This window comes from Rhizobium sp. P32RR-XVIII (assembly GCF_012641395.1).
GTDB lineage: Bacteria > Pseudomonadota > Alphaproteobacteria > Rhizobiales > Rhizobiaceae > Rhizobium.
In genome coordinates this window covers 82,726-105,718 of sequence record NZ_JABAIH010000011.1, presented here as the reverse complement: position 1 = coordinate 105,718, position 22,993 = coordinate 82,726, and the positions used below count along the sequence as shown (strand labels likewise).

The window sequence follows — 22,993 nt, the reverse complement described above, 5'->3', positions numbered from 1 at the left end:
CACTCTAGAAAGACTGCCCTATTCCGGCATAGATACCAAAACTTGCACCATCTTCGTACTTGTTCAAAGGTACGGCAAAATCAAGCCGAAGCGGTCCAAAGGGCGTGGCATAGCGAATTCCGACGCCGGCGCCAGCTCGAATGTCCGAAAAATCCGGGAATTCATCGGGCCCCACGGTTCCGACGTCGATGAAGGGAACGACGCCGACGGTGTCGGTGATTCTGACACGAGCCTCCAGCGAGGCTGTGACATAGGACTTGCCGCCGGTCTCGTCACCATTGTCGTTACGAGGAGATATCTCCTGAAAGCCATAGCCGCGGACCGAGCCGCCGCCGCCGGCATAAAAACGCCGTGTCGCGGCAATCTGCTCCAATTCGCCCCCGATCAGGCTGCCCGCGGCAAGCTTGCCTGCGAAAACAACATTGTCTTCCGCACCAATCGCCTGGTAGCCGGTAATCGATCCCTCGAAGGACGAATAGATCACGCTGTCGAAAGCCTCGTAGCTTGGCGTTGCTTGTAGCGTTGCCCGATAGCCTGCAGTCGGATTGAACCTGTTGTCGCGTGCATCACGCTCATAGGTAAGCGGCAGAGCGAAAGTCAGATATTCGTTGTTGCCGAACGCGTCGTCGTCGTCGTTTTCGTAGCTGATTTCTCCGCTCACCGAGGCGGTATCCTGATCGCTCAGCTCGTAGGATATGCCGAGCGAAGCCGTGATCAGCGAGGCATTGTACGGATCCGGATTTTCGGTCTTTGCGACAATGCCTGCTTTCAGCGTTGCCTCGGGGACAAAGGCGCCTGGCTTGGTGAAGAGAATGCCAGCCGAATAGTCGAGATTGCTGATGTCGTTCTCGCCGAACCGCCCGACCGAACCTTCGATCCGAAGGGATTCCGCTTCTCCGAAAAGGTTGCGGTGGCCCCAGTAGCCCTGGACGCCGAGACCATCGATCGTCGAGTAATTGGCACCGACGCCGAAGTAGCGCTGCTTGCCCTCGGAAACCTCGATCGTCATCGGCAAGGTGCCATCCCCGGCAAGCGAATCGGCTTGGAGTATCGTGACGCTCGAAAAAACGCCAAGCGCGCGCAGTCGCTCGCTGGCTTTCTTGAGCGCCTCGGGGGAATAGGCCTCGCCTCTTTCGAGCCGGGAATACCGCTGGATGAAAGTGGGCTTGACGGATTTTTCCCCGGTGACGCCGACATCTCCGATCGGCGCAACCGGGCCGCCCTCCGCTGCTATGACGACATCAACGGTGCTGGTGCGATGATCGGCTATCGCTTTCCGGGTTGTCAGCTTGGCCAGCGGTCTGCTTTCGCTTTTCAGCTGTTCGACGATTTTGTCGCCGGCGGCGATGATGGCCAGCGAGCCTGCCACCTGGCCAGGAGCAAGATCATAGTCGGCGGGGCTGCGGTTTGCAGCATCCCCACCAAACTGGACTTCCCTCACCCGGAAAACCGGCCCTGGGTCGATTTCGACATGCACGGGAATCGGTTTAGACCGGTCGAAGGTCGGGTTGGGCGGCAGGTCGTCGATATTCTTTCCATTAACGGTAATGGTGACGACCCCGCCATAGCGGGCATGTTCGAAAAGCGTGGCAATCAAGCGGTCGCGATCGTCGCGAGCCTTGACGACAATACCGAGATCGCCGGAAACCGGGCGATCCTTGTCGCCAACAAGTCGCGAGCTGTCTTCCAGCGCTTTCTTGAGGTCGGCATCGGTGGTTTTGACGGCAAGATCAGCGGAATAGCGTACAGGGTCGGGCACCTGTTCGCTCTCGCTCTGGTCCTCGCCGAAAATGGTCATGCCGAAAAGCTTGAATGCATAGGCCTTAGCAACCACGATCGGTGAAAATGCGGCCACCGCCGCGATCACCATCATAGTGCCTGTCCGCCGATACGCAGAACCCGTTTTCGGTGTCTTCCCTCTTATGTGCATCCGCCGCTTTTAGTTCCATCACAATGAAGCATTGCGTTTGCCCAGCCGTTAGCAGCTTAGCGGCAAAAATGCACGGGGTGTACCAATTAAGTTAATTTAAGTTAATTTAAGCAAATCAAGCTATTCAAGTCACTAATTTAGATAGACGAAAAAATCCCGGTTGGGGCCGGGACTTTCGAGCCTCTATAAATTGGGTTCTGCCCGTTAGCGGGGGCAATCGTCGATATAGCGGCGGCCATAGCGATCGCGATAGTAGCATTGGCCAGGCTGTTCCGCGACGTTGCCAATGAGGGCGCCAGCGAGACCTCCGGCTGCAGCGCCGACGGCGGCGCCGCGAACATTGCCTGTAACGACTCCGCCAATGACCGCACCGGAGGCCGCACCGATCCCGGCACCCTGCTGCGTCGGTGTACAGCTTGCAATGGACAAGCCGATCAGAGCGAATGCGATTATTTTCTTCATTTTGGTTCTCCAGGTTAGCTGCCTGCAGGCAGCAGCAGTCCCTTTGCGTTTTTTGACGTTCTTCTTAGTTTTTGAAACTATGTCGCGATAAGGTTGCGTCCAGCTTGCGCGGAAAATTTTCGTAATCACGGTTCTTTTCAATGTGACTCGATCAACACACAGTTTGCATTCTTCGCTGAAGCATATTTGGCATGACGCCCTAAAGTAGCGGTTGATTCCAAAGCGAAAAGGTCAAATGATGCCCCCGTGCCTGGAGGAAGGCGCGAGGAGGAAATCATGGCGAAGGTGAAACTGACGGTGAACGGCCGGGCGGTGAGCGGCGACTGTGAAGATCGTACGCTTCTTGTCCATTTTATTCGCGAAAAACTAGGTCTGACGGGAACGCACGTCGGCTGTGATACCAACCAATGCGGTGCCTGCGTCGTTCACATGGATGGCAAGTCGGTGAAGAGCTGTGGGATCCTTGCCGTCCAGGCGTCGGGTTCGACGATCACCACTGTCGAGGGGCTCGCCACCAACGGCGAACTGCATCCCGTTCAAGCGGCCTTCAAGGAAAACCACGGCCTGCAGTGCGGCTTCTGTACGCCGGGGATGGTGATGACGGCGGTCGACATGATCAACCGTCACGGCGGGCAGCTCGACGAGAACACGGTCCGCCATGAGCTCGAAGGCAATATCTGTCGCTGCACCGGCTATCACAACATCGTCAAGGCCGTGCTGTCCGCCAATGCGGAGATGCATGGCGGCGCAAGACAGGCTGCCGAATAACATCTCTTTGGAATTGTCTGGCTGACTGCCGAACGCGATTCTCTTTGGCGGAATGCCGGGCCCGAAACCCCATTGGGAGGACATCATGGGTGTTGAAGGAATTGGTGCACGCGTAGCGCGCAAGGAAGACAAGCGGTTCCTGACCGGCAAGGGACGCTATACCGACGACATGGTCGTGCCGGGCATGAAGTATGGCTATTTCGTTCGCAGCCCGCATGCGCATGCCAAGATCAAGGGCATCGACGTTTCTGCCGCAAGGTCCATGCCCGGCGTCATCGACGTGCTTGACGGCAAGCAGTTGCTGGCAGATGGCATTGGCAACCTCATCTGCGGCTGGATGATCCATTCCAAGGACGGTTCGCCGATGAAGATGGGTGCGTGGCGCCCGCTGGCGGTCGACACGGTGCGCTACGTCGGAGATGCCGTTGCCATCGTCGTGGCGGATTCCCTTAATGAGGCTCGCGACGCTGCGGAAGCGGTCGTCGTCGACTATGAGGAATTGCCGGCTGTGAGCGAGGCAGTCGATGCGCTCAAGGCGGGCGCGCCTCAGGTCCATCCGGAGGCTCCCAGCAATCTGATCTTCGATTGGGAACTCGGCGACGCCGGGCCAACGGACAAGGCCATTTCCGAAGCTGCCCACATCACGGAAATCGAGATCCACAACAATCGCCTCTCGCCCAATGCGATGGAACCGCGCGCCGCGCTCGGAATCTATGACGCGGGCGAAGATCACTACACCTGCTACACGACGAGCCAGAACCCGCATGTCGCGCGGCTCGTGATGAGCGCATTCTATAATGTCGCGCCGGAAAACAAGCTGCGGGTGATCGCCCCGGATGTCGGCGGCGGCTTTGGATCGAAGATTTACATCTATCCTGAGGAGGTCGTCTGTCTCTGGGCTTCGAAAAAGACGGGCGTACCGGTCAAGTGGACCGCGGACCGAACCGAAGCCTTCCTGGCGGATGCACATGGCCGCGATCACGTTTCAACCGTGAAAATGGCATTCGACAAAGACAACCGCATCATCGGGCTGAAGGTCGACACCATCTGCAATCTCGGTGCCTACATGTCCCTCTTCTCCTCGGCGGTTCCGACCTACCTCTACGCGACGCTGCTGTCGGGCCAGTACGATATCCCGGCCATCCATGCCAATGTCCGTACCGTCTATACGAATACGGCGCCTGTCGACGCTTACCGCGGCGCCGGGCGGCCGGAAGCGACCTATCTGCTCGAGCGCACGATGGAAACGGCGGCGCGGGAGCTCGGCATTTCGCCAGCGGAGTTACGGCGGAAGAATTTCATCCGCTCCTTCCCGCATCAGACGCCGGTGATCATGAACTACGACGCGGGTGACTACGAAGCATCGCTCAGTGCCGCCATGCAGGCTGCAGACTGGAATGGCTTCGCGGCGCGCAAAGCCGAGGCGGCCGGTCGCGGCATGAAGCGTGGCATCGGTATGAGCTGCTATATCGAGGCTTGCGGCATTGCACCGTCACAAGCTGTGGGTTCGCTCGGGGCCGGGGTCGGTCTCTGGGAATCGGCAGAAGTGCGAGTGAACGCGGTCGGTACGGTCGAAGTGCTGACGGGGTCGCACAGCCACGGGCAGGGGCACGAGACGACCTTTGCACAGCTGGTTGCCGATCGCCTCGGTGTCCCGATCGACAGCGTGTCGGTCCTGCACGGCGATACCGACAAGGTGCAGATGGGCATGGGCACCTATGGTTCACGCTCCGGTGCGGTTGGCATGTCTGCTGTCGTCAAGGCTCTCGACAAGGTGGAAGCCAAAGCCAAGAAGATTGCCGCGCATCAGATGGAAGCGGATGAGAGCGATATCATCATCGAAAACGGCGAGTTGAAGGTCGCCGGCACCGACAAGACGCTGCCATGGTTCCAGGTCGCGCTTGCCGCCTACACAGCTCACAATCTTCCGAGCGGGATGGAGCCGGGACTGAAGGAAACGGCGTTTTACGACCCTTCGAACTTCACTTTCCCGGCAGGCTGCTACATCTGCGAGGTCGAAGTCGATCCCGAAACGGGCAAGACGGAAATCGTCCAGTTCGTCGCCGCCGACGATTTCGGCAATATCATCAACCCGATGATCGTCGAAGGGCAGGTCCACGGCGGCATTGCCCAGGGCATCGGGCAGGCGCTGCTTGAAGGCGTCCAATATGATGAGAACGGCCAACTCCTGACCGCGAGCTACATGGACTACACCATGCCGCGCGCCGATGACTTGCCGTCCTTCAAACTGTCGCACCAGAATACCCCTTGCCCCAACAACCCGCTCGGCATCAAGGGGTGCGGCGAGGCCGGCGCAATCGGCTCGCCTCCGGCGGTGATGAACGCAATAACCGATGCGATCGGGAACAACATGCTGACGATGCCCGCCACGCCGCAGAAGGTGTGGATGGCTGCACAAGCGACCCATTGAGGAGGAACGGCCATGTATCAGACGAACTATCACCGCGCCTCTACGGTCGATGAGGCGGTCAGCATGCTTGCAGGCGCAGCCGAGGGCAAATACGTCTCCGGCGGCATGACGCTGATCGCAACGATGAAGCAGCGGCTTGCCGCGCCGAGCGACCTCGTTGACTTGCGTCACATCGCCTCGATGCAAGGGATCACCGTGCAGGGCCGAACGGTGGGGATCGGCGCGGCAGTCACGCATGCGGAAGTGGCTTCTTCCGCTGCGATCAGCGCTGTTTGTCCTGCCCTGTGCGAACTTGCCGGTTTGATCGGCGATCCGCATGTGCGCCACATGGGGACGATCGGCGGTTCGATCGCCAATGACGACCCTGCTGCGGACTATCCTGCCGCGATGCTGGCGCTGAATGCCTTGATTATCACCAACAAGCGCGAGATCGCAGCCGACGATTTCTTCACGGGTCTTTTCGAGACAGCGCTCGACGAAGGCGAATTGATAACCGCGATTACCTTTGAGGCACCGGAGAAGGCAGGCTACGCCAAGTTTCCGAACCCGGCCTCCCGCTACGCCTTGACCGGTGTCTTCGTGGCGAAGGGATCCGGCGGTGTGCGGGTCGCCGTCACTGGAGCCGGTTCCAACGGTGTGTTTCGCCAGCACGCGATGGAGCAGGCATTGAGCGCCAACTGGTCGCCCGGCGCGATAGCAGGCGTCAATGTCGACTCGACAGGCTTGATGTCGGACCTGCACGCCAGCGCGGAATATCGCGCCAATCTCGTGAAGGTGATGGCGAAGCGTGCCGTTGCCGCGGCAGGCTAATATCTTGACGGGGACAGTTCCCGTGCCAGCGAATTTGCGCGATCTCCCGGCTAATGGGTGATCGCGCATTTTTTATCTGGAATGATTCAAAAAGATAGGCCATTTGCCGCAGTTGATGCTAAAGCGGTTGACGTGTGCGCGTTCGTTGGGAGATGAACGCTGCACGATACTGGAGCAGATGATGGATTTCGAAGCGTTTTTTAAAGGCGAACTGGACGGGCTCCACGATGAGGGCCGCTATCGCGTTTTTGCCGATCTCGAGCGTCACCGCGGCAATTTTCCGCGCGCCACGCGCCACACGCCCGAAGGCCCGAAAGACGTAACCGTCTGGTGCTCCAACGACTATCTCGGCATGGGCCAGAACTCCAAGGTGATCGAGGCGATGAAGAACGCCATAGATCACTGTGGCGCGGGTGCGGGAGGCACCCGGAATATCTCTGGAACCACCCATTACCACGTTCTGCTGGAGCGCGAGCTTGCCGATCTGCACGGCAAGGAATCGGCACTGATCTTCACGTCCGGCTATGTCTCCAACTGGGCGACTCTCGGCACGTTGGGCGCCAAGATTCCCGGCCTTATCATTTTCTCCGATGCGCTGAACCACGCCTCGATGATCGAAGGCATTCGCTATGCGAAGTGCGAGAAGGTCATCTGGAAGCACAACGACGTGGCCGATCTCGAAGCCAAGCTTGCGGCCGCCGATCCGAAGGCGCCGAAGCTGATTGCCTTTGAGTCCATTTATTCCATGGATGGCGATATCGCACCGATCAAGGAAATCTGCGACCTCGCTGACAAATACGGCGCAATGACCTATCTCGACGAAGTCCATGCCGTCGGCATGTATGGACCGCGCGGCGGCGGCATTGCCGAACGCGAAGGCCTGATGGACCGGCTGACGATCATCGAAGGCACGCTCGGCAAGGCCTTCGGCGTCATGGGCGGCTATATCGCGGCCTCGACGGCGCTTTGCGATTTCATCCGCTCGTTTGCGTCCGGCTTCATCTTCACGACGGCGCTGCCGCCGGCGCTTGCCGCCGGCGCGGTCGCCTCGATCCAGCATCTGAAGGTCAGCCAGTTCGAGCGCGCCCGGCACCAGGATCGCGTCCGCAAGCTGCGCTCGTTGCTCGATCAGCGGGGTATTCCGCATATGCCGAATCCCAGCCATATCGTGCCGGTGATGGTCGGGGATGCGGCGAAGTGCAAATGGATTTCGGACCTGCTGCTCGACAATTGCGGCGTCTACGTTCAGCCGATCAACTACCCGACGGTTCCGAAGAAGACCGAGCGGCTGCGCATTACGCCGACGCCACTGCACAGCGATGCCGACATCCTGCATCTCGTCGAGGCGCTGCATTCGCTTTGGTCGCGTTGCGCACTGGCTCGGCAGGTCGCCTGAATTTAGGGAATTGTTCCTTCAGCAGAGGAGCGCAGCGCGCCGCCGGGCTTCTCTGTCCGCTGCGAAAACCTCGTCCATGGCCGTTGCCGGCGGCAGATCGATCAATTGATCCATGACGGTTTCGGTTATTCTCGCCATCTCTAGGAAAGAGAGCCGCCCCGCGATAAATGCCTCGAGGGCCACTTCCTTGGCGCCGTTCAATACGGCGCCCTGAACCCCTCCGCGGATCATCGCGAGCCGTGCCAGGCGCAATGCCGGAAAACGGACTTCATCAGGCGCCTCGAAATCCAACCTCGCCAGTTTTGCAAAGTCGAGGCGCTCTACCGGCAGAGTGGGCCGAAGCGGATAGGAAAGCGCATAGCCGATTGCCGTGCGCATGTCCGGCGCCCCAAGCTGTGCCAGCACGGAGCCGTCGGTATAGCCGACCATGGAATGGATCACCGATTGGGGATGGACGATCACCTCGATCTGTTCAGGCGCCAGCCCGAACAGATGTCTTGCCTCGATCATCTCGAGCGCCTTGTTGAACATGGACGCGCTGTCGATCGAGATTTTCAGACCCATCGACCAGTTGGGGTGAGCGCGGGCGGTCTCGACCGTGACATTTGCCATCTCGTCGACCGAACAGTTGCGGAACGGCCCTCCCGAAGCGGTCAAGATGACCCGCTCAACGGAATGGCGCTGTTTTTCCTCGAGTACCTGGAAAATGGCGTTGTGTTCGCTGTCGACAGGCAACAGCTTGCCGCCACCAGCCCTCACGGCTTCGACGAACAGCGCCCCTGCGGAAACAAGGCATTCCTTATTTGCGAGCGCGATATCGGCGCCGCGCCTCGCAGCGGCGAGTGTTGGGACAAGCCCGGCCGTGCCGACGATTGCTGCCATGACCCAGTCGGCCTCGGCGTTAGCCGCCTCCATTAAGCCGGAGGTGCCTGCTGCCACCGCGACGCCGCTGCCTGAAAGTTCACGCTTCAGCGCCTCGTAGTGCCGCTCGCTGGCCGTCACAGCGAGTTTGGCGCCCACGGATCTTGCCTGCCTCGCCAGCAATTCAACATTGCCGTTGCCGGTAAGGGCAGTGATCTCGAAATTCTCCCGCCCGCCCAGATGATCGATGACATCGAGCGTATTTTGCCCGATTGAACCCGTCGAGCCGAAGATACTCAGGCGCCTTGGGGCGTTTTTGCCGGTCGTCATGCGGGTATGTGCCAGAAATTTCCCATTTGCCTCTTGGCTCTACAGGGCTTTGAAATGGGCGGCAAGTGTGCGGTGCAGCACTTTTCCGCCGGGAAGGGGTTTACATAGCGTCTCTCGGATGTGATCCTGATAACGTTCGTGCGCGGTTTTCCGCACGACGCCGCGGCTGTCCCGACGGCCGCTTAAGGCAACTACGAGCGCTTCCGCGCTCTATGGCACACGGCATCTTTATGCCGGGCCGCTTCACAATTGAGAGGAACAAAAGGACGCGCAGCAAGCGCATCCGGTGGTTTTTTGCGCCCTTTTCGGTGCGATTGGATTTGATGATGAGGCTGAGAAGAACATTGATCGCCGGCGCATGCCTTCTATGGGTTCTGCCCGCCAAGGCAGATAATCTGCTGATCTGGAGGCCAGTGCGGGTTTCGGAGCAGTCCTACAAGGCGACAATGGGTTTCCACCTTCCTTCTGAATGGGAAACCAGCGCCGGCGCCGACTTGGCGCTGGCGTCGGCCGGGGGCGGTACCATCCAGGCTGACTCCGAGCAGGCGACGCTGTGGGGCAAGATCACCAAGGTTCGTGCTACGCCCGCAGGCCAGGCGGAGCAGGATGCAAGCGTCAGCATCGATACGTTGCGCGGCAGCGGTTCGCTCCTGCTCAGTCGCTCGCGCAGCTTTATCCTGTCGGATTCGCTCGACCTTCAGACGAGCCGGTTTGTCAGCGTCGGCTTCGATGCTGTCGAAACGCGACAAGCTTCGGTAACAGCAAGTCAGGCCTTGAAGCTGATCGCTCCATCGACTGGTACGACGTTTTCTGCCGGCGGCAGCGTTGTGGATTTCGGCAAGGATTTTTCAAGTTCACTCGGAGTGAGCCAGAACATTTTTCCAAACCTCAATCTCAGTGCGGGTATGACCGATCCCCTTTCGATAGATCGTTCGGCAACCGTCAACGTCAACTACCGGGTAAGCTGGTAGGCATCTGCGCCTATGGTTGTTTGAAACAAAGGCCAAGCACGCGGTGGGATTGGTGCGCGAGCGCCGCTTCGCGCCCTTGGAGCAGCGCGAGGGTGAGCATGCCATTCTCCTGCATCACGCCCATGACTTCGGAATCATGGTCTATGCGACCACGCCAGGGCAACTCCGCTCCCAACTTTCAGCGAGCGGCTTCGAGAGCACCCCCATGCTCTTTTCGGTCGACGGTGAGCCTCTTGGCGGTGAGACCATGCCGGAGGAGGAGTATTTCCATGTCGTCGCTTATAAGCCGGCGCTCAGCTAATCAGCCGGCAAAGCGTTCGACAAGAAACGTTGATTGGTAGGCGGCGCCCGCAGAACGATCGGTCTTCTGGGTTGTAATAGGCCCGGATGACTGATGAGCAATAGCAAGCAGCGCGACGCTGATCGCGACGTAAGCTGCAACCAGTATGGTCATCTTGATGCGCATGGCGAGACCTCCTGTTTCGCCTTCAACGCCGGACTCATTTCAAAGTTCCAAGTATCGCACTCTATGGTGCGATCGCGATGCCGCTACGTGTGACAGGCTGGCGCAGCTCGTTCACTATTTGAGACGGATATTAAAACAGCCTGACCGGCTCTGCCTTCTAAAAGTCCGTTTGCAGTGAACACTGGATGGGCCGCTCGCAAAAAAGTGCGGACGCCACGATACGGAATCAGGAAGATAGTTCGGATCATTCTTCGATGACATACGTTTATATAGCGCCGGAGTTGTTCTTCGTTGGCCGGGCTCAATCGTATCTGGCCAAATTTAGAAGGAGACGATGATGAGAAAAATCATTGCGATGGTGGTCGCCACGGCAGCACTGGCCCAAGCCGGTTCAACAGTTGCATTCGCAGCCGATGCGATTCGCACGTATCAACCGCCGCCCCAGCAGTCGGATGTGCGTGGCGGGGTGAAGATCGGTTTGCTGACCTGCGATGTCGGTGGAGGCGTTGGATATGTCCTCGGTTCGGCGAAGGAAGCCGATTGCGTCTTTACGTCCAGCATCGATAACGAGTTTTCTGACCATTATAGTGGCGACATAAGAAAACTCGGCGTGGACCTCGGATTTACGACGCGCAGCCGTCTTATCTGGGCGGTCTTTGCGCCGACCGCTGGCTACCATCACGGATCGCTTGCCGGCCTTTATGTCGGCGCCGCGGCCGAAGCTACAATCGGTGCCGGTGTCGGGGCGAATGTGCTCGTCGGTGGTACGACTGGATCGATTCATCTCCAGCCTCTCAGCGTCACGGGTCAGTTCGGGCTCAACGTTGCTGCCGCCGGGGCGTCGATGACCCTCACGCCGACCTGATAAGCGGCCACACGCCCTCCGGAGGCTCCGGACGGGCGTGTGGCTCAGTTAGGAGTTCGAACTATGAGCCAGACAGCAAAGCTATCCGCTAGAGCAACGTTCGCTCGCGGCATGCTTAAGTCGGCTTCTTGGTCTGATCTGCAGACATCGTTCCATCGGCGCGTGCGGCATCGTTCAAGTTTCGGCGCACGGGAATCAGCAGCAGCGGCATTAGAGGCCTTTTGCGGCCTCATGTCACGTCCTGAAATGTGCTGATATCGCATTAGCGCCTTGCAAAGTAGGATATTCTATAGTTAGTTTTGATTGGAGCCAAACGACCCGGGATGCACATTTTTGTGCCTTGCCATAGATGGCGGACAGGTGTCCAATCAATTCACGAAACGTGTTGATTCTCAACGAAATGTCGTTTTCCATTTATTGGTTCGGCAATTTCGAGCGCCTGCGGCATAAACCTTGAATGGAGGCCCCATGCTGAATGAATCCGTGTTCGATGCGTTTGCGCGTAGCTACGAAGCGCGTCGCGAAACTGAAATGTCCATTACAGATTACCTGGAGCTCTGCAAACAGGAGCCGCTCGCCTATGCGAACGCGACGGAGCGCCTGCTCGCTGCGATCGGCGAGCCGCAGATGCTGGACACCGCCAAGGATCCGCGCCTCGGCCGGATCTTCATGAATAGAACTATTCGGACTTACCCCTCCTTCACCGGCTTTTACGGAATGGAAGAGACGATCGAGCGGATCGTTTCCTTCTTTACCCATGCCGCACAGGGGCTCGAAGAGCGCAAGCAGATCCTCTACCTGCTTGGTCCGGTCGGGGGCGGCAAGTCGTCCCTCGCCGAGCGGTTGAAGCAGCTGATGGAGGTCCATCCGATTTACCTGCTGAAGGCTGGTGACGAGATCAGCCCGGTTTTCGAAAATCCGCTCAGCCTCTTTGACCCTGTCGCAGTAGGCCCACTGCTTCTCGAAAAATATGGCATCCCGACGCGCCGGCTGACGGGTCTCATGAGTCCCTGGTGCGTGAAGCGGCTGGACGAGTTCGGCGGCGACATCTCCCGTTTCCGCGTCGTCAGAATGCAGCCTTCGCGGCTGCGCCAGATCGCGATCGCCAAGACCGAGCCGGGCGATGAGAACAATCAGGACATTTCTTCCCTCGCCGGCAAGGTCGATATCCGCAAGCTGGAGAGCTATTCGCAGAATGATCCCGACGCCTATAGCTATTCTGGCGCGCTCAACCGCGCCAACCAAGGCCTTCTCGAATTCGTCGAGATGTTCAAGGCGCCGATCAAGATGCTGCATCCGCTGCTGACTGCGACGCAGGAGGGAAATTACATCGGTACCGAAAATATCGGCGCCATTCCCTTTTCGGGCATCGTACTCGCGCATTCGAACGAGGCAGAATGGCAGACGTTCAAGGCGAACAAGAACAACGAGGCCTTCATCGACCGCATCTGCGTCATCAAGGTACCCTATTGCCTGCGGGTAGCCGAGGAGCAGAAGATCTACGAGAAGCTGATCGAAGGATCGGAACTCGCAGATGCTCCTTGCGCGCCGGGGACGCTTGAAATGCTCGCACGCTTCTCTGTGCTTTCGCGCTTGCGCAAGCACGAGAATTCGACATTCTTCTCCAAGATGCGCGCCTATGACGGCGAAAGCCTCAAGGAAACCGATCCGCGAGCCCGTAGTGTTCAAGAATACAGGGATGCGGCAGGTGTCGATGAGGGAATGGACGGAATATCGACACGTTTCTCCTTCAAAGTGCTTGCTTCGACCTTCAATCATCACACGAGCGAGGTCGGAGCGGATCCGGTTCACCTGATGTACGTTCTGGAGCAGGCTATCCGCCGCGAGCAGTTTCACGACGAAACCGAGAAACGCTACATAGAGTTCATCAAGGCCGATCTTGCGCCGCGGTATGCGGAGTTCATCGGCAACGAAATTCAGAAAGCCTATCTGGAATCCTATGCGGATTACGGTCAGAATCTTTTTGACCGCTACGTGGACTACGCCGATGCCTGGATCGAGGATGTGGATTTCAAGGATCCGGACACCGGCCAGCTGCTTGATCGGGAACTCCTTAATCAGGAGCTGACGAAGATTGAAAAGCCGGCGGGTATCGCCAACCCGAAGGATTTTCGCAACGAGATCGTCAAGTTCTGCCTGAGATCGCGGGCAAACAACAACGGGAAAAACCCGTCTTGGACGAGCTATGAAAAGATCAGGGAAGTGATCGAGAAGCGCATGTTCTCGCAGGTCGAGGACCTGCTGCCGGTCATTTCCTTCGGCACCAAGAAGGACGGTGATACCGAGAAGAAGCACAGTGAATTCGTTTCTCGCATGACCGCGCGCGGGTACACCGAACGACAGGTTCGGCGCCTCGTGGAATGGTACATGCGCGTTAAGCAGGCAAGTTAATGCTCAGCGGGAGCCATCATGCACATTGTCGACCGCCGGCTGAATCCGCGCGGTAAAAGCTTAGAAAATCGTCAACGGTTTCTTCGGCGCGCGAAAAGTGCCGTGCAGCTGGCGGTAAAGCGTTCTCTGCAAAGCCGTAATATTCGAGATGTGCTCGACGGTGGTGAGGTCAGCCTGCCGATTGACGGCTTGGGAGAGCCGAGCTTCCGCAGGGGTGAAGGCGGAATCAGCGATCAAATTCTGCCGGGAAACCGGGCCTTCGTCGAGGGCGACATCATTCCAAGGCCACCTGGCAGGAGCGGCGGAAGACCGAAAGAAGCGGGCGAGGGTGACGGTGAGGACAGTTTCCGTTTCGTCCTGACGCGCGAAGAATTTCTCGACGTCTTTCTCGATGATCTGGAACTGCCCGATCTAGCAAAACGGCGGCTGACCGAAACCGAAGAGGAAAGTCCTGTTCGGGCCGGCTACTCCGTTTCCGGATCGCCTGCCAATATCGCTGTCGGGCGTACAACGCGGCTGGCGATGATGCGGCGCATTGCACTTCGTCGCCCGCGCATCGCAGAAATCGAGGCGCTGCGGCGCCAGATCGACGAATGCGAGGACGATGAAAAGCGTGTGGCGCTCGAGGCTGAGCTCAAGTCGCTGACGGAAAAAAGCCGGCGCATTCCTTATATCGATCCACTTGATGTGCGCTATCGCCGCTTCGAGAGCGAACCGAAGCCGGTGGCAAAGGCCGTCATGTTCTGCCTGATGGATGTCTCCGCCTCGATGTCTGAGCATATGAAGGACCTGGCGAAGCGGTTCTATCTTCTCCTCTACCTCTTCCTCTCGCAGCGCTACAAGAAGGTGGAGATTGTCTTCATCCGTCACACGGACAGAGCCGAAGAGGTCGATGAGGAAACCTTCTTCTATGGCCCGGCGACCGGTGGCACGCTTGTCTCCAGCGCGCTTGCGGCCATGCGCGCGATCGTGGCGGCGCGCTTCGACCCGGCCGAGTGGAACATCTATGCCGCCCAGGCTTCGGATGGCGACAATTCCTATTCGGATGGGACAAGGACGGGACAGCTGCTGCGCCATGAGATTCTGCCGCTGTGCCAGTATTTCGCCTATATAGAGGTCGGCGACGAAGACAGCGATTCCTCGGTGTCACGCTCACCGCTGTGGATGCTCTACGAAGAGATACGGTCCGAGCTTCTGCCGTTGTCGATGCGCAAGGTATGCCGTCGAAACGAGATATTCCCGGTCTTCCACGAACTCTTCCAGAAACGCGACGGACAGAAGGTGGCGCCATGACGACAACCGCGATGTCCAAGGAGCGATTGCTGTTTCACGGTGCTGACTGGGACTTTACGACGCTGCAGCGAATCTACGACGCGTGCGAGGACATCGCGCTCGGCGAACTCGGCCTCGACGTTTATCCCAATCAGGTCGAGGTCATCACGTCGGAGCAGATGCTCGACGCCTATTCGTCTGCCGGCATGCCGCTGTTTTACCGGCACTGGTCGTTCGGCAAGCATTTCGCTCACCATGAAGCTTTTTATCGCCGCGGCATGCGCGACCTTGCCTACGAGATCGTCATCAACAGCTCGCCCTGCATCTCCTACCTGATGGAGGAAAACTCGGCGACGATGCAGACATTGGTGATCGCGCACGCCGCTTTCGGGCACAATCATTTTTTCAAGAACAATTATCTCTTCAAGTTGTGGACGGACGCCGAGGGAATTCTCGACTACCTCGATTTCGCCAAGGGCTACATCGCTCACTGCGAGGAACGCTACGGCGAGGTTGCCGTGGAGCGCACGCTCGACGCCGCGCACGCGCTCATGTCGCATGGCGTGCATCGGTACGCCGGCAAAATGAAGCTCGACCTCCGTGAGGAGGAACGGCGGCAGCAGGAACGTCGCGCCCATGAAGAGCAGATCTTCAATGATCTTTGGCGCACCGTGCCCGTCAGCAAGACGCGAACGGCAGCCGATGCCGGCCTGGAGAAGCGTCGCGCCGCTCTTGGTCTTCCGCAGGATAATATCCTGTATTTCCTTGAGAAATCAGCACCTCGGCTGCAGCCATGGCAGCGCGAGATTCTACGCATCGTCCGCCATGTCGCGCAATATTTCCATCCGCAGCGGCAGACCAAGGTGATGAACGAGGGGACGGCCACCTACGTCCACTATCGGATCATGAACAGGCTTCACGAACGTGGCCAGATCAGCGACGGAAACTACCTCGAGTTTCTGAAGTCGCATGCCAATGTGGTGTTCCAGCCGAACTACGACGACCGCCGTTTCTCCGGCTTCAATCCCTATGCCTTAGGCTTTGCGATGATGCAGGATATTGAGCGGATCGTGACAACGCCGACCGAAGAGGACAAGGCGTGGTTTCCGGACATCGCCGGGCGGGGTGACGCCATGTCCGTGCTCCGCGAGATCTGGGCCGATTACCGGGACGAGAGTTTCATCAACCAGTATCTCAGCCCGAACCTGATCCGCCAACTACGCCTTTTTCATCTTTACGACGACCCGGAACAAAAAGAGGGAATCTTGGTCTCGGCGATTCACGACGAGCGCGGCTACCGGCGTATCCGCCGCCAGCTTTCCCGGGAATATGACATCGGGTGGATCGATCCGGGCATAGACATCGTTGATGTCGATCTCGCCGGCGATCGCCGCCTCCTTTTGCACCACAATGTAGCGAATGGCTGGTTCCTTCAGGAGACCGAAACCAAGCAGGTGCTCCAGCATCTAGCCGACCTTTGGGGCTACGACGTCTTGCTTCAGGAAATCAGTAGTTCCGGCAAGGTGGTGAAGGAACACGCGGCGAGCCCGCGCAAGCCGCTGCAGTAGCGACCTCTCCGCATCCGGCATCTATCCGGAGGAACAGTGGTGATCCCGACGCGATTCGAACGCGTGACCCTCAGATTAGGAATCTGATGCTCTATCCTGCTGAGCTACGGGACCACTGATGCCATGCATACAAAAGGCTCGGCGCGAAGCCAAGCCTTTTTGAAGTCCCCACAGCTATGAATTCAAGCGCCCAGACGCTGTTCGGCCAACCGGACCCAGTAGGAAATCCCGTGGGCGATGACTTCGTCGTTGAAATCGTAGGCCGGGTTGTGGAGGCCCGCGGTGTCGCCGTTGCCGATGAAGATGAAGGCGCCGGGGCGGGCGTTCAGCATGTAGGAAAAATCCTCGCCTCCCATCATCGGATCGATCTCCGGATTGACGTTCGCCGCACCTGCTATGTCGGTGGCGATGGCGATCGCGTGGCCGGTCTCGGTCGCGTGATTGACTGTAACGGGGTAGTTGCGGTGAAAATTGATATCGGCCTCCGCGCCATGCGCAGCCACTAGGCCGTTGATGACCTGCTTCAGCCGTGCTTCCGCCAGATCGCGGACGTCGTCGTCAAGCGTGCGGATCGTGCCGGCGATCACCGCGTCGTTTGGAATGACGTTGTGGGCAAACCCGGAATTGAACTTCGTGACCGAGACGACGACGGAGCGCAGGGGATCGGCGCTGCGGGAGGCGATCATCTGCAGGTTGGTGACGATCTGAGCGCCAATTGCGATCGGGTCGATCGTCCGGTGAGGCTGGGCGGCATGGCCGCCGCGGCCCTTGATCGTGACCGTGAACTCGTCGGTTGCCGCCATGATCGGACCCTTGCGGATGGCGAAATGCCCGACGGGCAGCCCGGGAAGATTATGCATGCCGTAGACTTCATGGATGTTGAAGCGCTCCATCATGCCGTCCTGAACCATCAGGTTACCGCCGCCGCCGCCTTCTTCGGCCGGCTGGAAGATGACCGCAACATCGCCGTTGAAGTTGCGCGTCTCCGCGAGATATTTGGCAGCGCCGAGCAGCATCGCGGTGTGCCCGTCGTGGCCGCAAGCATGCATCTTGCCGGGAGTGATCGATGCCCAGGGCTTGCCGGTAATCTCAGTCAGGGGCAGGGCGTCCATGTCGGCGCGCAGGCCGATCGTCCGGCTGCCTTCGCCCTTGCCCTTGATCAGGCCGACGACACCGGTGCGCCCGATGCCGGTCACAATTTCGTCAACGCCGAACTCCTGAAGCTTCGCGGCAACGAACGCCGCCGTGTTCTCGACCGCGTAAAGAAGCTCCGGCCGGGCGTGAATATAGCGGCGCCACTCGCTCACTTCGTCTTGTAATTCAGCGGCTCTGTTCAAAATCGGCATGCATGATTTCCTGTGACGAGATCGGATGGTTGGCGGCGGGCGCGATGCGAATGCCGCAGAAAGAACTTATTCAATGGCCTTTGCCATGTCATGGCCATATAGGCTAAATAGGTGAGGTTTCGAAATTTCCGGACATCTTAAGGACTAACCGTGTCGACGCGCCAGAACAATTTGTTTGCCGCTTTGCGGCCGCTTTCATTCGCAGCTGCCGTTACCGCCGCATTTTTGTCTTCCGCCCCGCTGGCGCAGGCCAACCCGCATATTCTCGTCGATGTCCAAAGCGGCCGCGTGTTGGAGCATGAGGAGGCGTTCACCAAGTGGTATCCGGCCTCGCTCACCAAGCTTCTGACGATCTATACCACCTTCGAGGCGGTACGCTCCGGCCAGATCAGCTTTGACACGCCGATCGTCATGAGCAAGCGCGCCGCCTCCCAGCCGCCGGCAAAGATGTATTTCAAGCCCGGCCAGAAGCTCACGCTCGACAGCGCCATCAAGATCCTGATTGTCAAGTCGGCGAATGACATCGCGGTCGCGGTCGCCGAAGCAGTCGGCGGTACGCAGGAAGCCTTCGTGATGCGCATGAATGCCGAGGCCAAAAAGCTCGGCATGACGGATTCGCATTTCATCAATCCGAACGGATTGCCGGGCAAGGGCCAGTACACGACGGCCCGTGACCTTGCGGTCCTCGCCGTGGCTCTGCGGCGCGACTTCCCGGAATATGCCGGTTACTTTTCGGTCGAAGGTATCACCACCGGTAAGCAGAACATTCCCGCCATTAACGTGCTGATCGGCCGTTTCGCCGGCGCCGACGGCATGAAGACCGGCTTCATCTGCGCCTCCGGCTTCAATCAGGTGAGCTCGGCCACCCGTAACGGTCGCACGCTCATCTCCGTCGTGCTCGGTACCGACAGTCTTGCCGCCCGCGCCGACGATTCCGCCGATCTTCTGCAGAAGGGCTTCACCACCGCCGCGACGAGCAACGACACGCTCAGTTCGCTGAAGCCTTATGGGCCTGGGCAGGATCAGGTCGCCGACATGACTGCGGACATCTGCAGCACCAAGGGCGCCAAGGTGCGCAGCGAAACCCGCGACGAAGTCGGCCGCATGAAGGTCCTGTCGCCCTATATTCAGGAGCGGGACCACGAACCGAGTTTCGTCTATGCCGGCCTGATTCCCGGCCAGGATGCTCCTCCGAGCAAGGTGGCGAAAGCAGACGAAATCGGCGATATCGCCAACGTGCCGGTGCCGGTGCCGCGCCCGGCGTCCTTCTGAGGTAAGCGATGAGCGTTCATCCCGACAGGATCCCGGTCACGATCCTGACCGGTTTTCTCGGTGCCGGTAAATCGACGCTTCTGAACCGCATCCTCAAGGATCCGGCGATGAAAGATGCTGCCGTCATCATCAACGAGTTCGGCGATGTGGGCATCGATCACCTTCTGGTCGAGAGTTCGGGCGATGCGATCATCGAACTTTCCGACGGCTGCCTTTGCTGCACCGTGCGCGGCGAACTCGTCGATACGCTGGCGAACCTGATGGATGCGGTACAGACCGGCCGGGTGAAGGCGGTGACGCGCGTGGTGATCGAAACCACCGGCCTTGCCGATCCTGCGCCGGTCATGCAGGCCGTCCTGGGCAATCCGGTGATTGCCACGAATTTCGACCTCGACGGCGTCGTTACGGTCGTTGATGCCGTCAACGGGGTTCAGACCCTCGACAATCACGAAGAAGCCCGAAAACAGGTCGCCGTCGCCGATCGCCTGGTCGTATCGAAGCGGTCGATGGCGTCCGCAGAGCTGTTGCAGGCGCTGGAGGCGCGGTTGCGCCAGCTCAACCCGCGCGGAGCTACGATCGATGCAGACAGCCCGGGTGCCGGCAGCGCGGAAATCCTCGTAAACGGCCTGTACGATCCGGCAACGAAGATTGCCGATGTCAGCCGCTGGCTTCATGACGAAGACGAGCGAGACGGGCATCACCAGCACGGCCATCATCATGGTCACGATCACCACGATCATCAGCATGAGCATGACCATCAGGATCCCCACGATGTGAATCGTCACGACGCGTCGATCCGGTCTTTCTCGATCGTCGAGGACAAGCCGATCGAGCCTATGGCGGTCGAGATGTTCATCGATCTGCTGCGGTCCGCGCATGGTGAAAAGCTGTTGCGCATGAAAGCGATCATCGCCGTTTCGGATCGGCCCGAACGGCCTCTGGTCCTGCACGGGGTGCAGAATATCTTCCACCCGCCGGTTCGTCTTCCCGCCTGGCCGAATCCGGCCGACCGCCGGACGCGCATGGTGCTGATCACCAAGGATCTGCCGGAGGATTACGTCAGGGACCTCTTCGATGCTTTCCTTGGCAAGCCGCGCATCGATACTCCGGATCGCGCGGCTCTCAACGACAACCCGCTCGCCATCCCCGGTATGAAGCTCTGAGGATCAGAGCCTTGAAAGGCTCTATCCCTTGCGGATCAGGAAGCGGTGGCCGGTTTCGGTCTTAACAGCTTCCAGCAGCTCGTGTCCGTCTTCCTTGCAGAAATGGGGGATGTCGATTCCGGCCAGCGGGTCGGTGGTTTCGACGCGGATCACGCTGCCGCTTGCCATCGCGGAAAGCTTGCGACGCGTCTTCAGGACGGGCAGAGGACATTTCAGGCCGCGCAGGTCATAAGAAACGGCGTCCAAACCGGCCAGTTCCTCTACCAAAATTTCCAGAATGGCTTCTTGGCAGCTTCGGCCGTTTGCTGTGGTGGTGCGACTGGCGCGAACGCCAGCGGATTCTGCGTGGGAATCGGGACATTGGCAGGTGCCGCGGCAACGGCTGTTGCGTTATCCTGAGCCGCGGTTGCCGGTGCAGCCGCGGCTGGCGCTGCGGCGGCAGTCATCGTGGCAGTTGCCGTAGGTGCGGCCGGTTTCGTCATCAGCTCTTCAAGCTCGGCAGCCTTGACCATGCGGCCGGCTTGCAGTGACGTGCCGGTCGGTGCGTAGGCGAGCTCGCGGCCCATGCGTAGCTTGGCTACAACGGCTTTGCGCTCGGCTTCGGTGGGATCGTACCACGCCATGCCGTCGAACTTCTTTTCGGCCTTGGCATAATCGGCCGCATAAGTCTTGTCGTAGGAGGAGAGTGCCGCCGTCAGGGCTGGAGGCGTCGACATGGCAGGACACTGTCCGGCGGGATTGAAGGCGGCGCCGTCTGCGGCTTGCTGGTTGAAGACGTATTTCTTTTCGCAGACGTTCACTTCCGGCGGACGCTTGGTGACCTCGAAGTTGTCGTAGCCAACCTTCAGCATCTTCCAGAAATCATAGCTCGGGCTCAGGCGGTGCTTGAACATGTTTTCCGCCGTCATGCGGAAGGGGAAGGCCTGGAGCTGGACCGTGGTCTGACCGCCCTTGAAGGCATCGCGTGCGAAAGCGTAGATTTCCAGAACCTGTTCGTCGGTCATGGAGTAGCAGCCGGAGGACGAGCATGCGCCATGGATCATCAGGTCTGAGCCTGTGCGGCCGTTGACGGCGTCGTAGCGATTCGGGAAGCCGGTGTTGATCGCGAGATAATATCTGGAGTTGGGGTTCAGGTTTGCCCGCGTCAGTTCGTAGAAGCCTTCCGGAGCCTGCCGATCGCCGGTCTTGACCTTCGGGCCCAGACGACCGGACCATGCGCAGATCTTATAGTCGGCAATCTTGTCGAAGCGGTTGTCCGTCTTCGCCTTCCAGATCTCGAGAGTCCCCTCTTCCTTGAAGATGCGGACCATGATCGGCGAATTTCGGTCCATGCCTTTCGCCTTCATATCCGCAAGGATACGCGGCGGAAGAGGCTGTTCCACCTTGTTCTTGATCTTCGACAGATCGGTGTGGGTGACTTCCAAAGCGTCGTTGCAGCCGGCAAGAGCCAGCGCCATCAATGACACATAGGCAAAATGACGAATGCGCATTCCCAACTAGCCCATTAAAAATCGATGCGACCCGATCCGCTCCCTGGACTCCGGGCATTCCCCAGAATCATAGGCGGCCGATAGTTTACAATTTCTTACCAGCCTATGACCTGCTTAGGGATGCCCTGCAAGCGCGACTGTTATAGATAATACTATTGTGGCCAAGGTTTGGCCGCAATCCGGTCAGGGATGATGAGGGCTAGCCGAGATTTCGGCCCATGGCGAGGAATTTCTGGCGGCGGTCGCTGCGGAGTTGCTCGCCGGAACGCGGTGAAAGCTCGGCGAGCGCGTTGGCGATGACATCGCCGGTGGCGGCAATAACGCTCTCCGGATCGCGATGGGCGCCGCCGAGCGGTTCAGGAATGATGCCGTCGATAATGCCGAGCGACTTCAGATCTTCGGCGGTGATCTTCATGTTGGTTGCCGCTTCCTTGGCTCGGGTCGAGTCGCGCCACAAAATGGAGGCGGCACCTTCCGGCGAAATCACGCTGTAGATCGAATGCTCGAGCATGTAGACCCGGTTGCCGGTCGCGATCGCGATTGCGCCGCCGGAGCCGCCTTCACCGATGACGACGGAGACGATCGGCACTTTCACGCCAAGGCACATTTCCGTCGAGCGGGCAATCGCTTCCGCCTGGCCTCGCTCTTCGGCGCCGACGCCCGGATAAGCGCCTGCAGTATCGACGAGGGTGATGACGGGAAGACCGAAACGGTCCGCCATTTCGAGAATGCGGATTGCTTTGCGATAGCCTTCCGGACGGGCGCTGCCGAAATTGTGCTTCAGGCGGCTCTTGGTGTCACTGCCCTTTTCCTGGCCGAGGATGGCGACCGGCTGCCCGCGAAAGCGGGCCAGTCCGGCCTGGATCGCCGCATCCTCGGAAAATTTGCGGTCTCCCGCCAGCGGCGTGAATTCCTGGAAAAGCGTCTTGGCATAAACGACGAAATGCGGGCGCTGCGGATGGCGCGCAACCTGCGTCTTCTGCCAGGCGTTGAGCTTAGAGTAGATATCAACCATCGCTTCGCGGACGCGAACTTCCAGCCTGCCGACCTCATCGGACGTGTCGATGCTCTCGTCTTCCGACGCAAGCTTCTTCAGTTCGATGATCTTGCCTTCGAGGTCGGAGATCGGCTTTTCGAAGTCGAGATAGTTGTGCATGAGGTGCGTTTCCGTTCCTTGTGC

General features: G+C 59.1%; 20 protein-coding genes and 1 tRNA gene. 12 read left to right on the top strand and 9 right to left on the bottom strand.

The window, feature by feature from the left end:
• Positions 1-4: 4 nt before the first annotated feature.
• Positions 5-1,930 carry an autotransporter assembly complex protein TamA gene (locus HGP14_RS25495; RefSeq protein WP_205927335.1) on the bottom strand — a complete coding sequence of 642 codons (1,926 nt, stop codon included), beginning with the start codon at positions 1,928-1,930 and terminating at the stop codon, positions 5-7.
• 204 nt (positions 1,931-2,134) lie between these two features.
• Entirely contained in the window at positions 2,135-2,392 is a 258-nt protein-coding gene (locus HGP14_RS25490; protein ID WP_168832661.1) for a YMGG-like glycine zipper-containing protein, read from the bottom strand.
• Positions 2,393-2,668: 276 nt separating this feature from the next.
• Between HGP14_RS25490 and HGP14_RS25485 the strand changes: the two genes are divergently transcribed.
• The 4 genes from HGP14_RS25485 to hemA all read left to right on the top strand — a co-directional run bounded on the left by HGP14_RS25485 (position 2,669) and on the right by hemA (position 7,797).
• On the top strand, positions 2,669-3,160 hold the full coding sequence (locus tag HGP14_RS25485; protein ID WP_168832660.1) for a (2Fe-2S)-binding protein: 492 nt from the start codon (positions 2,669-2,671) through the stop codon (positions 3,158-3,160).
• An 85-nt stretch (positions 3,161-3,245) separates the two neighbouring features.
• Positions 3,246-5,591, top strand: coding sequence for a xanthine dehydrogenase family protein molybdopterin-binding subunit (locus tag HGP14_RS25480; RefSeq protein WP_168832659.1), 2,346 nt, complete (start codon positions 3,246-3,248; stop codon positions 5,589-5,591).
• 12 nt (positions 5,592-5,603) lie between these two features.
• The gene (locus HGP14_RS25475) at positions 5,604-6,401 is read left to right on the top strand and encodes a xanthine dehydrogenase family protein subunit M (protein ID WP_168832658.1); all 798 of its coding nucleotides are present in this window, start codon (positions 5,604-5,606) and stop codon (positions 6,399-6,401) included.
• Between the two features lie 181 nt (positions 6,402-6,582).
• Entirely contained in the window at positions 6,583-7,797 is a 1,215-nt protein-coding gene (hemA, locus tag HGP14_RS25470; RefSeq protein ID WP_168832657.1) for a 5-aminolevulinate synthase, read from the top strand.
• Between the two features lie 18 nt (positions 7,798-7,815).
• On the opposite strand, the gene dxr is transcribed toward hemA, so the two are convergent.
• On the bottom strand, positions 7,816-8,988 hold the full coding sequence (dxr, locus tag HGP14_RS25465; protein WP_168832656.1) for a 1-deoxy-D-xylulose-5-phosphate reductoisomerase: 1,173 nt from the start codon (positions 8,986-8,988) through the stop codon (positions 7,816-7,818).
• 323 nt (positions 8,989-9,311) lie between these two features.
• Between dxr and HGP14_RS25460 the strand changes: the two genes are divergently transcribed.
• Together HGP14_RS25460 and HGP14_RS25455 are read left to right on the top strand one after the other, a co-directional pair.
• Positions 9,312-9,959: a hypothetical protein gene (locus HGP14_RS25460; protein WP_409527103.1), complete on the top strand. Its 648-nt coding sequence runs from the start codon at positions 9,312-9,314 to the stop codon at positions 9,957-9,959.
• Positions 9,960-10,011: 52 nt separating this feature from the next.
• Positions 10,012-10,260: a hypothetical protein gene (locus HGP14_RS25455; RefSeq protein WP_205927334.1), complete on the top strand. Its 249-nt coding sequence runs from the start codon at positions 10,012-10,014 to the stop codon at positions 10,258-10,260.
• Here the strand turns inward: HGP14_RS25455 and HGP14_RS25450 are convergent, their stop codons facing one another.
• The gene (locus HGP14_RS25450; protein ID WP_168832654.1) at positions 10,261-10,425 is read right to left on the bottom strand and encodes a hypothetical protein; all 165 of its coding nucleotides are present in this window, start codon (positions 10,423-10,425) and stop codon (positions 10,261-10,263) included.
• Positions 10,426-10,762: 337 nt separating this feature from the next.
• On the opposite strand from HGP14_RS25450, the gene HGP14_RS25445 reads away from it, so the two are divergent.
• The 4 genes from HGP14_RS25445 to HGP14_RS25430 all read left to right on the top strand — a co-directional run bounded on the left by HGP14_RS25445 (position 10,763) and on the right by HGP14_RS25430 (position 16,542).
• Positions 10,763-11,290 carry a DUF992 domain-containing protein gene (locus HGP14_RS25445; RefSeq protein ID WP_168832653.1) on the top strand — a complete coding sequence of 176 codons (528 nt, stop codon included), beginning with the start codon at positions 10,763-10,765 and terminating at the stop codon, positions 11,288-11,290.
• 468 nt (positions 11,291-11,758) lie between these two features.
• Positions 11,759-13,702 carry a PrkA family serine protein kinase gene (locus tag HGP14_RS25440; RefSeq protein WP_168832652.1) on the top strand — a complete coding sequence of 648 codons (1,944 nt, stop codon included), beginning with the start codon at positions 11,759-11,761 and terminating at the stop codon, positions 13,700-13,702.
• An 18-nt stretch (positions 13,703-13,720) separates the two neighbouring features.
• On the top strand, positions 13,721-14,995 hold the full coding sequence (locus HGP14_RS25435) for a YeaH/YhbH family protein (RefSeq protein ID WP_168832651.1): 1,275 nt from the start codon (positions 13,721-13,723) through the stop codon (positions 14,993-14,995).
• Complete coding sequence (locus HGP14_RS25430) at positions 14,992-16,542, top strand: SpoVR family protein (RefSeq protein WP_168832650.1); 1,551 nt, start codon at positions 14,992-14,994, stop codon at positions 16,540-16,542. Before HGP14_RS25435 ends, HGP14_RS25430 begins: the two co-directional genes overlap by 4 nt.
• Positions 16,543-16,579: 37 nt before the next feature.
• Here the strand turns inward: HGP14_RS25430 and HGP14_RS25425 are convergent.
• Positions 16,580-16,656: transfer RNA gene (locus tag HGP14_RS25425), tRNA-Arg, on the bottom strand.
• A 68-nt stretch (positions 16,657-16,724) separates the two neighbouring features.
• Complete coding sequence (locus HGP14_RS25420; protein WP_168832649.1) at positions 16,725-17,888, bottom strand: M20 aminoacylase family protein; 1,164 nt, start codon at positions 17,886-17,888, stop codon at positions 16,725-16,727.
• 150 nt (positions 17,889-18,038) lie between these two features.
• Between HGP14_RS25420 and HGP14_RS25415 the strand changes: the two genes are divergently transcribed.
• Both HGP14_RS25415 and HGP14_RS25410 read left to right on the top strand, forming a co-directional pair.
• Entirely contained in the window at positions 18,039-19,160 is a 1,122-nt protein-coding gene (locus tag HGP14_RS25415; protein WP_168832648.1) for a D-alanyl-D-alanine carboxypeptidase family protein, read from the top strand.
• 8 nt (positions 19,161-19,168) lie between these two features.
• On the top strand, positions 19,169-20,323 hold the full coding sequence (locus tag HGP14_RS25410) for a GTP-binding protein (protein WP_168832647.1): 1,155 nt from the start codon (positions 19,169-19,171) through the stop codon (positions 20,321-20,323).
• Between the two features lie 21 nt (positions 20,324-20,344).
• On the opposite strand, the gene HGP14_RS25405 is transcribed toward HGP14_RS25410, so the two are convergent.
• From HGP14_RS25405 to HGP14_RS25395, 3 genes are all read right to left on the bottom strand, one after another.
• Positions 20,345-20,569, bottom strand: coding sequence for a sulfurtransferase TusA family protein (locus HGP14_RS25405; protein ID WP_168832646.1), 225 nt, complete (start codon positions 20,567-20,569; stop codon positions 20,345-20,347).
• Positions 20,570-20,583: 14 nt separating this feature from the next.
• Positions 20,584-21,813: a murein L,D-transpeptidase family protein gene (locus HGP14_RS25400; protein WP_168832645.1), complete on the bottom strand. Its 1,230-nt coding sequence runs from the start codon at positions 21,811-21,813 to the stop codon at positions 20,584-20,586.
• A gap of 199 nt (positions 21,814-22,012) precedes the next feature.
• On the bottom strand, positions 22,013-22,969 hold the full coding sequence (locus HGP14_RS25395) for an acetyl-CoA carboxylase carboxyltransferase subunit alpha (protein WP_168832644.1): 957 nt from the start codon (positions 22,967-22,969) through the stop codon (positions 22,013-22,015).
• Positions 22,970-22,993: the final 24 nt, after the last annotated feature.

Bases quoted from the DNA above. Each gene is read 5' to 3' on its own strand.
- HGP14_RS25435 (WP_168832651.1), top strand. From the start codon at position 13,721: ATGCACATTGTCGACCGCCGGCTGAATCCGCGCGGTAAAAGCTTAGAA.
- HGP14_RS25495 (WP_205927335.1), bottom strand. From the start codon at position 1,930: ATGCACATAAGAGGGAAGACACCGAAAACGGGTTCTGCGTATCGGCGG.
- HGP14_RS25485 (WP_168832660.1), top strand. From the start codon at position 2,669: ATGGCGAAGGTGAAACTGACGGTGAACGGCCGGGCGGTGAGCGGCGAC.
- hemA (WP_168832657.1), top strand. From the start codon at position 6,583: ATGGATTTCGAAGCGTTTTTTAAAGGCGAACTGGACGGGCTCCACGAT.
- HGP14_RS25450 (WP_168832654.1), bottom strand. From the start codon at position 10,425: ATGCGCATCAAGATGACCATACTGGTTGCAGCTTACGTCGCGATCAGC.
- HGP14_RS25480 (WP_168832659.1), top strand. From the start codon at position 3,246: ATGGGTGTTGAAGGAATTGGTGCACGCGTAGCGCGCAAGGAAGACAAG.
- HGP14_RS25445 (WP_168832653.1), top strand. From the start codon at position 10,763: ATGAGAAAAATCATTGCGATGGTGGTCGCCACGGCAGCACTGGCCCAA.
- HGP14_RS25475 (WP_168832658.1), top strand. From the start codon at position 5,604: ATGTATCAGACGAACTATCACCGCGCCTCTACGGTCGATGAGGCGGTC.
- HGP14_RS25440 (WP_168832652.1), top strand. From the start codon at position 11,759: ATGCTGAATGAATCCGTGTTCGATGCGTTTGCGCGTAGCTACGAAGCG.
- HGP14_RS25395 (WP_168832644.1), bottom strand. From the start codon at position 22,969: ATGCACAACTATCTCGACTTCGAAAAGCCGATCTCCGACCTCGAAGGC.
- HGP14_RS25410 (WP_168832647.1), top strand. From the start codon at position 19,169: ATGAGCGTTCATCCCGACAGGATCCCGGTCACGATCCTGACCGGTTTT.
- HGP14_RS25420 (WP_168832649.1), bottom strand. From the start codon at position 17,888: ATGCCGATTTTGAACAGAGCCGCTGAATTACAAGACGAAGTGAGCGAG.
- HGP14_RS25400 (WP_168832645.1), bottom strand. From the start codon at position 21,813: ATGCGCATTCGTCATTTTGCCTATGTGTCATTGATGGCGCTGGCTCTT.
- HGP14_RS25430 (WP_168832650.1), top strand. From the start codon at position 14,992: ATGACGACAACCGCGATGTCCAAGGAGCGATTGCTGTTTCACGGTGCT.
- HGP14_RS25460 (WP_409527103.1), top strand. From the start codon at position 9,312: ATGATGAGGCTGAGAAGAACATTGATCGCCGGCGCATGCCTTCTATGG.
- HGP14_RS25490 (WP_168832661.1), bottom strand. From the start codon at position 2,392: ATGAAGAAAATAATCGCATTCGCTCTGATCGGCTTGTCCATTGCAAGC.
- dxr (WP_168832656.1), bottom strand. From the start codon at position 8,988: ATGACGACCGGCAAAAACGCCCCAAGGCGCCTGAGTATCTTCGGCTCG.